Source organism: Hydrogenophaga aquatica (genome assembly GCF_054780915.1).
Genome location: NZ_BAAGVK010000034.1, coordinates 1 through 1325, shown reverse-complemented (window position 1 = coordinate 1325; position 1325 = coordinate 1). Strand labels below are relative to the sequence as shown.

Sequence of the window (1325 nt, the reverse complement as noted above, 5' to 3'; positions counted from 1 at the left end):
TGTGCAGGCCGCTGGCCGGCCTGTGCACATGTCCACGAGGCGTGTTTGATCAGGAGGATGAGTCCATGGGCATTGCCGTAGAAGCTCTGTTCACCAGCGCGCTGGGCTTGCAGCCGCCGTGGGTCGTCGATGACGTCAGGCTCGACACCGCCAAGCGGCGTATCGACTTCGAGATCGGCTGCCACACCAGCAGGCTCGCCTGCCCGGCATGCGGTGCGGCCACGCAACCGGTGCACGACCGGCTGCGCCGATCCTGGCGGCACCTGGACTTCTTCCAGTTCGAGGCCTGGCTGCACTGCGACGTGCCGCGCGTGGCCTGCGGTGCCTGCGGCAAGACCACGCAGGTGGCCGTGCCCTGGGCGCGTCCGGGCTCGGGCTTCACCGCGGCGTTCGAAGCGCTGGCGCTGACCTTGTGCCTGGACCTGCCGGTGCGCCAGGCCGCCGAGTTGCTGCGCTGCAAGGACAAGCGGCTGTGGCGGCGCATCGAGTTCTACGTCGCGCAGGCGCGTGCGCTGGAAGACTTCGCCGGCGTGCGCACGGTGGGCATCGACGAGACCAGCCTGCGGCGCGGGCAGCACTACATCACCGTCGTGCACGACCTGGATCGCAAGCGGCTGCTGTTCGCCACCGAGGGGCGCGAGCACCGCACGGTGGTGGAGTTCGCCGAGGATCTGAGGGCCCATGGCGGCGATCCCGCCCAGGTGCGGCACGTGTGCATGGACATGAGCGCAGCCTACGCCAAGGGCGTGGCGCTGGCGTTGCCCGAGGCGCAGATCAGCTACGACCGCTTTCACGTCGTCTCGATGGCCATCGATGCGATGGACCAGGTGCGCCGCGCGGAGATGGCCACCGACGCGCAGGCGGTGCGAGCCGCGCTGGGCGCTGGCGGCCGCAAGACGCTCAGGCAGCTGCTGTGGGGCATGCGGCGCAACCCCAGCAGCTGGAGCGCCCGCCAGCTCGATGCCATGCACTGGCTGCAGCGCTCGACGCTCAAAAGCGCGCGGGCGTGGCGGCTGAAGATGGCGCTGCGCGCGGTGTACGCACGGGCCACAGCGCACAACAGCATCGAACAGGCCGCATCCGACCTCAGGGCCTGGCTGAGCTGGGCGCGGCGCTGTCGGCTCGAGCCGTTCAAGAAGCTGGCCGCCACGCTCAAGGAGCGGTTCGACGCGGTGGTGCGCGGCATGGTCGATCACCGCAGCAACGCCTTCGTCGAGGCGATGAACGGGCTGCTGCAGCAGGCCAAGCGCGCCGCGCGCGGCTTCAGGACGAGCCAGAACTTCATCGCCATCGCCTACCTGCGCATGTCCAAGCTCAAGCACCTG

The 1325-nt window shown here is 69.6% G+C and carries 1 protein-coding gene; it reads left to right on the top strand.

Features of this window, described 5'->3' with window-relative positions; genetic code table 11:
• Nucleotides 1-65: 65 nt before the first annotated feature.
• The coding region (locus ACYVHH_RS18345) for an ISL3 family transposase (protein ID WP_460566902.1) at nt 66-1325 on the top strand (1260 nt) is incomplete at its 3' end.